We start from the raw sequence: 6,489 nt of genomic DNA on the forward strand, positions 1-6,489 counted from the left end.
AATTTAACAGGCTTCTCAATTCACATATCATTTTCAGTCTTTTTTGTCAAGTCATAATACTGAACCGACGCCCTAGGTCATATTGAACAGCTAATCGATTCAGGTGCGAGCCTAGAAGGTCTGAATAAAAAGCAATATAAAACCTTGCTAGTCCTCACAGAAGTCACTCGCCAACAACAGTGGTTATTTGATAACAATAAACAGAGCATTGAGGATAGAATAGTAAGTTTAAGTCAACCCCAGATTCGTCCTATTGTGAGAGGAAAAGCAGGAAAAAGCGTAGAGTTTGGAGCCAAAATATCAGCCAGTTGTTTTGAGGGATATGTATTTTTAGACCGGATGAGCTGGGATAACTTTAACGAATCAGGAGACTTAAAAACACAAGTAGAAGCATATCATAAATTCACAGGGTATTATCCAGAGTCAGTTCATGCAGATCGCATTTACCGAAATCGGGAAAACCGAGCATGGTGTAAAGAAAAAGGCATTAGGCTGAGTGGACCGCCATTAGGAAGACCGCCAGCAAATGTGAGTAAATCAAAAAAGAGGCAAGCGTTGGAAGATGAGAGGATTAGAAATGCCATTGAGGGCAAGTTTGGGCTCTTGAAACGAAGATTCGGTCTGAATCGAGTGATGGCAAAACTTGATAATACATCTGGTACAGTTATTGCAATTACTTTTTTGGTAATGAACCTTGCTACCTGGTGGCGCCGGGTTTTTTGTGTGTTTTTATGTCTATTTGGAAAAAGAACACCTGTTTTTGGCTTGAATATAATCTACAATTATAACGGGGTGGAATCAATGCCGAAACAACTTATATTTAACCAAGCTTGAATATATCGTGAGCTCCTGCTCTTGGTTGGCTATCGATTATTCAGCAAGCCCTAAGTAGATCAGCCGTTTCCTCAAATCGTTTCATCGAACGAGAGCCGCCAGAAACTTTCCGCTTAGTTACAGCTAACCGTAGAGAACGTTCGGCTTTATTATTATCTGGAGGAACCGAGGGGTCAGAGAGAAAATATCACCATTGTTCTGCCTTATCCCGTAAGGATTTGAGTAACAAACCTGCGGTAGAACCAACTTTGTTCAACCAAGTCTCCAAAGCAAGATTCAATCGTATTTTGAAATCAGTTGCCCATGAGTAGTATGTGAGTTGCTCCTTCGTCTTGCGCCACGACTCATGGGCGATAAAAGCTTCATCTATTAATGACAGAAATATTTGAGCGACTGCTGCATTATCATTGCCAGGAAGTACCAGCACTTTCTTAAAATGCCGCCGTAAATGGGCCAGACACTTCTGTTGGGCTGCGACTTTCACACCATTATAAACACTGAAATCATCTGAGCTTAAGACTCCCGCAAATTCTTTGCCCAGCATGGTTTCTAGTTCCACGCGCCCCCTGGTATCTGCGGCATGAAATAAACAGAATCCTTCGATACTAGCCGTCCATAGCCATTCTTTAACCCCCTTCCCCCTCCCCTGACAGGTGTAGGTTTTTTACGACTGGGTAGTATAAAGTCAATTAAACCAGGCGAAAATAAGGGTGATTCAACGAAACACGTGGCTGGGGAAAAACCCAAAATGCTGAAAAATAAGCTTCTCTTGGATTGGTCATGTATTGTCTCCAAACAAATGCCTCACCTCTCCATACCTCAAGCGATTGGCTTAGCGACTTGGAGCTTTGGTGTAGTCATGACCAAATCTAGCAGCTTAACCCAAGTTTCGCATTTTATCGCTGGGCTCAACGGAGAAAAGCCGAACACAGTCCGTCAGCGATTAAAAGAATGGTATCAAGAAGCCCCAGCTAAAAAAGGAGTTTATCGTCGTGAGCTGGATGTTAGTGGTTGTTTTGCTCCATTACTGTTGTGGGTGCTAAGTTTACTGCCGAAAAATGTTGAGGACATTGCCTTGGCATTGGATGCCACTAGCATCGGAGATAAATTTACAGTTCTGTCGATGAACATCTTATTGGGTGGGTCGGGAATTCCTGTAGCTTGGTGCATTGTCGGAGCCGAGGAGCCCGGAAGTTGGAAACCTCATTGGCAAAAACTGATTTGTGTTGTTCAAGGTGTGATTCCGGCAAACTTTAGGGTGATCGTTGCCGCTGACCGAGGATTGTATGCTGATTGGTTATATCAATTGATTGAAAGTGTGGGCTGGCATCCATTTCTACGTATCAACCATCAAGGAACTTATCGTCTGCCCTCTCAACAGACATGGCAGCCACTGGCACATTTGGTTCGTCAAGGTGGACAATCATGGTCTGCCGAAGTCGTGTGTTTTAAAACTAATCCTCTGTCTTGTACACTCTTAGCTCGTTGGGATCTAGACTACAAAGACCCCTGGTTGATTCTGACAGACTTCAAACCGGAAGAAGCAAACGTTCTCTGGTATGGACTACGTTCTTGTACCGAATGTGTTTACCGCGATTTCAAATCCGATGGCTGGCAATGGCATAATACACGTTTACTCTCACCACAACGAGCCGAACGAATGTGGTTAGTGCTAGCTGTTGCCACTTTATGGATGGTGATCCTGGGTGGCACTCATGAAAATCAATCACTTGCCTCAAATTTTCCACAACTTCCCCTTGGACATACTGCTTTAAATCTGCCTCAAGGCCTCAAAAAAGGGCGTCATTTGTCTTGTTTTCTTAAAGGATTTGTGACTTTGATGGCTAATTTACTCAACAATATTCCCATTCATCTGGAGCGTTGGAGTTCCTTCCCTCACACTCCTGTGGATGCCTTTTATGCTTGTAACTCCTCCTAGTTGTAAAAAACCTACACCTGTCAGATCACACACCGGGGGTGTTTCATCTACATGAACATTTGATTGTAGAGGTGCCCATTCCCACAGTGCTTTAATCGCTGGCTTGACTGCTGCTGCTACTCGTTGATTGGTTTTTTGGAGTGTTCCTACGGACACTTCTATCCTGCCGAGTTCCCACAATAACGAGCGTCAGCTTATCGTAGGAAAGATGTCCATAATTCCCCAGCCAGACTAAGAGTGCTTGAAGATTAACGCTCAAGTCTTGTCCTGGAACTATTCAAGCGGGGTGCTTCTCCTCTAACTAGTGCACCACATTCGAGGCATTTACACGATTGTGTTTGATATTCAACAACTTCGATTGGTTTTGCTACTAGACTTGCTACTTGCTGTCTATGAATGTTAATTACTCCACTTAATTCTTTACTGGGTAGTGCTTTTATGTAAAGGATAGAGGATAATAGCTCTATGCCAATCTTTTGAGGAGTCTCATGATGAAACCCTATTTGATTTGTCCCACTTGTGGTTCTGACGATGTGATGAAAAATGGTATGACTCGTCGCGGAAAACAAAACCATAAATGTCGTGACTGTGGTCGCCAGTTTGTCGAAAATCCTAAGTGGCAACCCAAAAACACCGACACCGGGCGCAAAAATTGAGTTGCTTCTCCTTGAACGGATTTCTCTTGCTGGCATTGCCCGAGTCCTGGGTGTTTCCTCTCTTCTGGCTTCAAAATTATGTAAACCACTTGTACACTGGCGTAAAACCCAAGGCTACAGTTATCCCAAAAGAAGTCGGAAAACACACCGTCCAAATGGATGAACTATGGTCCTTTGTAGACAACAAAGGGAATAAACAATGGGTTTGGTTAGCGATGGATGCCAAGACTCGGGAAGTGATCGGATGTCATATTGGAGACCGTTCCTTAAAGTCGGCTCTTGCATTATGGGATTCCCTACCGAGTGTCTATCGCCAATGTGCCAAGATTTATACCGATCATTGGGAGGCATATGCTGCGGTTTTACCGACTAAACGGCATCAGCCTGTGGGGAAAGAAAGCGGATTGACGAGTTACATTGAACGATTAAATAATACTCTCAGGCAGCGAATTTCGCGATTAGTCAGGAAGACATTATCGTTTTCTAAGAAGTTGGAGAATCATCAGGGTGCTATTTGGAATTTTATTCATGACTACAATCATCAAATCCGATTAGCAATGCTGAAAACTCAACCGACTCAATTTTCTCCATCCTTTACATAAAAGCACTACCCTTTACTGCCACAATTGAGACAGATGTCGGGTGAGCTAATTTCGGTTCTGTCTACTCGTGCAAACCCTTTTCGGGTTTTCCCGGGATGACCTGGTTGTCCACCTGGTTTCTTTTTTTGGTCTGCTTCTGGTTGGACTGTTGGTTTCTCTGATTTTTGGATCAGATCCGTTGATGGGGGCTTTGATGAAGTCTGACTGGTGGTTCGACTTTTCCCCGTAGCAATGGCTAGTTTTTCTTGTAATTCTTCAATAATTTTTTGCAGCCCCAGTACCATTTCCACCAGTTCAGCTTGGCTCAACTGCTGGATTTCGGTTTTTTTCTGCTCTCTGGTGGCTGCGGGCTTTTTCATTCGTTTATTTTACCAGCTTTTGACACTGAAGTTTTTTTGACCTGAATCCTTACAAATTAACTATCTTGAGTTTTACATGAGAAATTTCAATTCTAACAGAGGTAGAGTCAATAGATTTTTTAGAGGAATTATTTTATAGTGGAGGCATAAAAAAGGGGTAAGTTGTATGGGATTTACCAAGCTAGACTATTGCCAATATTTACTGAGTAGTCAGGTTAATTATACAATTACTAATCTAGCTGACCACTTAAAAAAGTGCAGCCATGATACGATAAATCGTTATTTAAGGAGGGAAAAATTAACTCCTCACTTAATCTGGGAAAATGTAAAAAACCTTTCTCTTGATATCTGAAAAAGCTGCCGTAATTTTTGATGATACAGTTTTAGATAAAAGTTATTCTCAAGAAATCGAAATTTCTCGTCGCCAATATAGTGGTAATGAACATCGAGTTATCGAGGGCATTGGGCTAGTTAACTGTGTATATGTTAATCGAGAAACTCAGGATTTTTGGATAATTGATTACCGGATTTACGCTCCAGAATCGGATGGAAAGTCTAAGCTGGATCATGTTAAGGATATGCTGAATAATTTAAAATCTCATAAATAAATTCCCTTTAGCACGGTCTTAATGGATGCTTGGTATGCCACCTCAGATTTAATGAAATTCATAGACGAACTAGGAAAAATCTACTATTGTCCGCTTTAAAAAAATCGGCTGGTAGATGATACTGATGGAGTCAACCCTTATCAAAGGATAGAAAATCTAAGTTGGAGTAAAGAAGAATTTAAAAGCGGGAAATTAATCAAAATTAAAAAATTTCCTCAAAATAAAAAAGTGAAATTATTCCGGGTAGAGGTCTCTACCGACCGCACGGACTTTATTGCCACAAACGATAAAGCTCAAAATTCTACTGAGGTTGTACAAAAAGAGTGTGGCCTGAGATGGAAGGTTGAGGAGTTTCATCGAGAAATTAAACAGTTAACGGGAATTGACAAGTGTCAATGTCGAAAAGCTCGCATTCAAAGAAATCATATTAGCTGTGCTATTTTAGTCTGGGTAAGGTTGAAGCATTTAGCGAGGAAAACTCACCAGACTGTTTATCAAATTAAGTACAAGTTACTCGGTAATTATTTAACCGAAGAACTTCGCAATCCTTCGGTCGCTATGACTTTAGTTTAAGTGGGTTTCAAGACAGCATATCGTATTTTTAGTCAGTTAGGGTCTAGATTGTTTTGGATTCTAGCAGGCGGGGCAATCACCCTTTAGCGGGTTGTAGTTCAAGATCCTCATAAACGCTATATATGGTGTTTATGCGTAAGTCCTGATCTTCATTAAAAGTCACATCTAAACTCCAATGCACTTGGTTTTCAATGCCCCAGTGTTGGCGAATAGCACGACCATTGAGCTGGGCATCTACTGGCAAAGAACTTAGGTAAAACTGCACCTCACGAGTGGTTTTGTTCCACAGATGACGAACTCTTAAGGGCGATCACAATAGTGCGTAATCCAGCAAGATGGTTCTTGCTTGTAAAGTCCGCCTAATTGGGCAACTGATACCGCCCAGACTTTTCGATTTTCTACGCGATGATGCCCCTTTTCGGTTCGGGAATCATAACTCATTTCACTTCCTATGAAGTTCTGAGTTTTTGCAGTTGCAAACCAGTCTTTTACTTGATTGTAAAGAGTGGGATGATTGCTTTTTAGTGCCACGACATAATCGGCTTTTTTCTGACGAATCAGTTGGACTATTTCTGTTTGAGTCCCCATCGCATCAATGGTGATAATCGCCCCGGCAATGTCGATTACTTCTAGTAGGGCTGGAATTGCTGTGATTTCATTGGAATGGTCTTGTACTTTGACTTGCCCGAGTACCAAACGCTGTCCGCTCGCCCAAGCTGTCACTAAATGTAAGTTTTTTAAACCTTTCTCTCGATCGTAAGAACCTCGCAAACTTTTGCCATCTATGGGGATGATTTCTTGGAAGACTGAACCCATAATTTGTTGCAACCATTGCGATAACCCCACATTCCGCAGGTGGGATCGCGGGATCGAGTATTTTTAAAAGATGAGCAAAATTGAAGCGTCTGATATTAGAGT

3 protein-coding genes and 5 pseudogenes are annotated in these 6,489 nt (G+C 41.9%); 4 read left to right on the forward strand and 4 right to left on the reverse strand.

The genetic code is table 11. The annotated features are described in order from the left end of the window. Positions 1-72 precede the first annotated feature (72 nt). Positions 73-834, forward strand: a pseudogene (locus tag QUB10_RS33380) (transposase); the annotation flags it as partial. Positions 835-886: 52 nt separating this feature from the next. Here QUB10_RS33380 and QUB10_RS33385 read toward each other — a convergent pair. Beyond that, positions 887-1,471 (reverse strand): annotated as a pseudogene (locus QUB10_RS33385) (IS66 family transposase); the annotation flags it as partial. Between the two features lie 111 nt (positions 1,472-1,582). Here QUB10_RS33385 and QUB10_RS33390 point away from each other — a divergent pair. Continuing rightward, positions 1,583-2,773: an endonuclease gene (locus QUB10_RS33390; protein ID WP_333207396.1), complete on the forward strand. Its 1,191-nt coding sequence runs from the start codon at positions 1,583-1,585 to the stop codon at positions 2,771-2,773. Positions 2,774-2,864: 91 nt separating this feature from the next. Here the strand turns inward: QUB10_RS33390 and QUB10_RS33395 are convergent, their stop codons facing one another. After that, a complete protein-coding gene (locus QUB10_RS33395) occupies positions 2,865-3,032 on the reverse strand; it encodes a hypothetical protein (RefSeq protein WP_333207398.1) in 168 nt (55 codons plus the stop codon). 244 nt (positions 3,033-3,276) lie between these two features. On the opposite strand from QUB10_RS33395, the pseudogene QUB10_RS33400 reads away from it, so the two are divergent. Then, positions 3,277-4,031: pseudogene (locus QUB10_RS33400) on the forward strand (IS1 family transposase). Between the two features lie 5 nt (positions 4,032-4,036). Here the strand turns inward: QUB10_RS33400 and QUB10_RS33405 are convergent. After that, positions 4,037-4,390 (reverse strand): DUF6444 domain-containing protein, encoded by a 354-nt coding sequence (locus QUB10_RS33405; protein ID WP_445300817.1) that lies wholly within the window; start codon positions 4,388-4,390, stop codon positions 4,037-4,039. Between the two features lie 166 nt (positions 4,391-4,556). Between QUB10_RS33405 and QUB10_RS33410 the strand changes: the two are divergent. Beyond that, positions 4,557-5,571 (forward strand): annotated as a pseudogene (locus QUB10_RS33410) (IS701 family transposase). A 115-nt stretch (positions 5,572-5,686) separates the two neighbouring features. Here QUB10_RS33410 and QUB10_RS33415 read toward each other — a convergent pair. After that, positions 5,687-6,411 (reverse strand): annotated as a pseudogene (locus tag QUB10_RS33415) (ISAs1 family transposase); the annotation flags it as partial. Positions 6,412-6,489 lie beyond the last annotated feature (78 nt).

This window comes from Microcoleus sp. B5-D4 (assembly GCF_036705145.1).
GTDB lineage: Bacteria > Cyanobacteriota > Cyanobacteriia > Cyanobacteriales > Microcoleaceae > Microcoleus.

Coding starts and splice junctions, on each gene's coding strand:
- QUB10_RS33405 (WP_445300817.1), bottom strand. CDS start 4,390: ATGAAAAAGCCCGCAGCCACCAGAGAGCAGAAAAAAACCGAAATCCAG.
- QUB10_RS33390 (WP_333207396.1), top strand. CDS start 1,583: ATGCTGAAAAATAAGCTTCTCTTGGATTGGTCATGTATTGTCTCCAAA.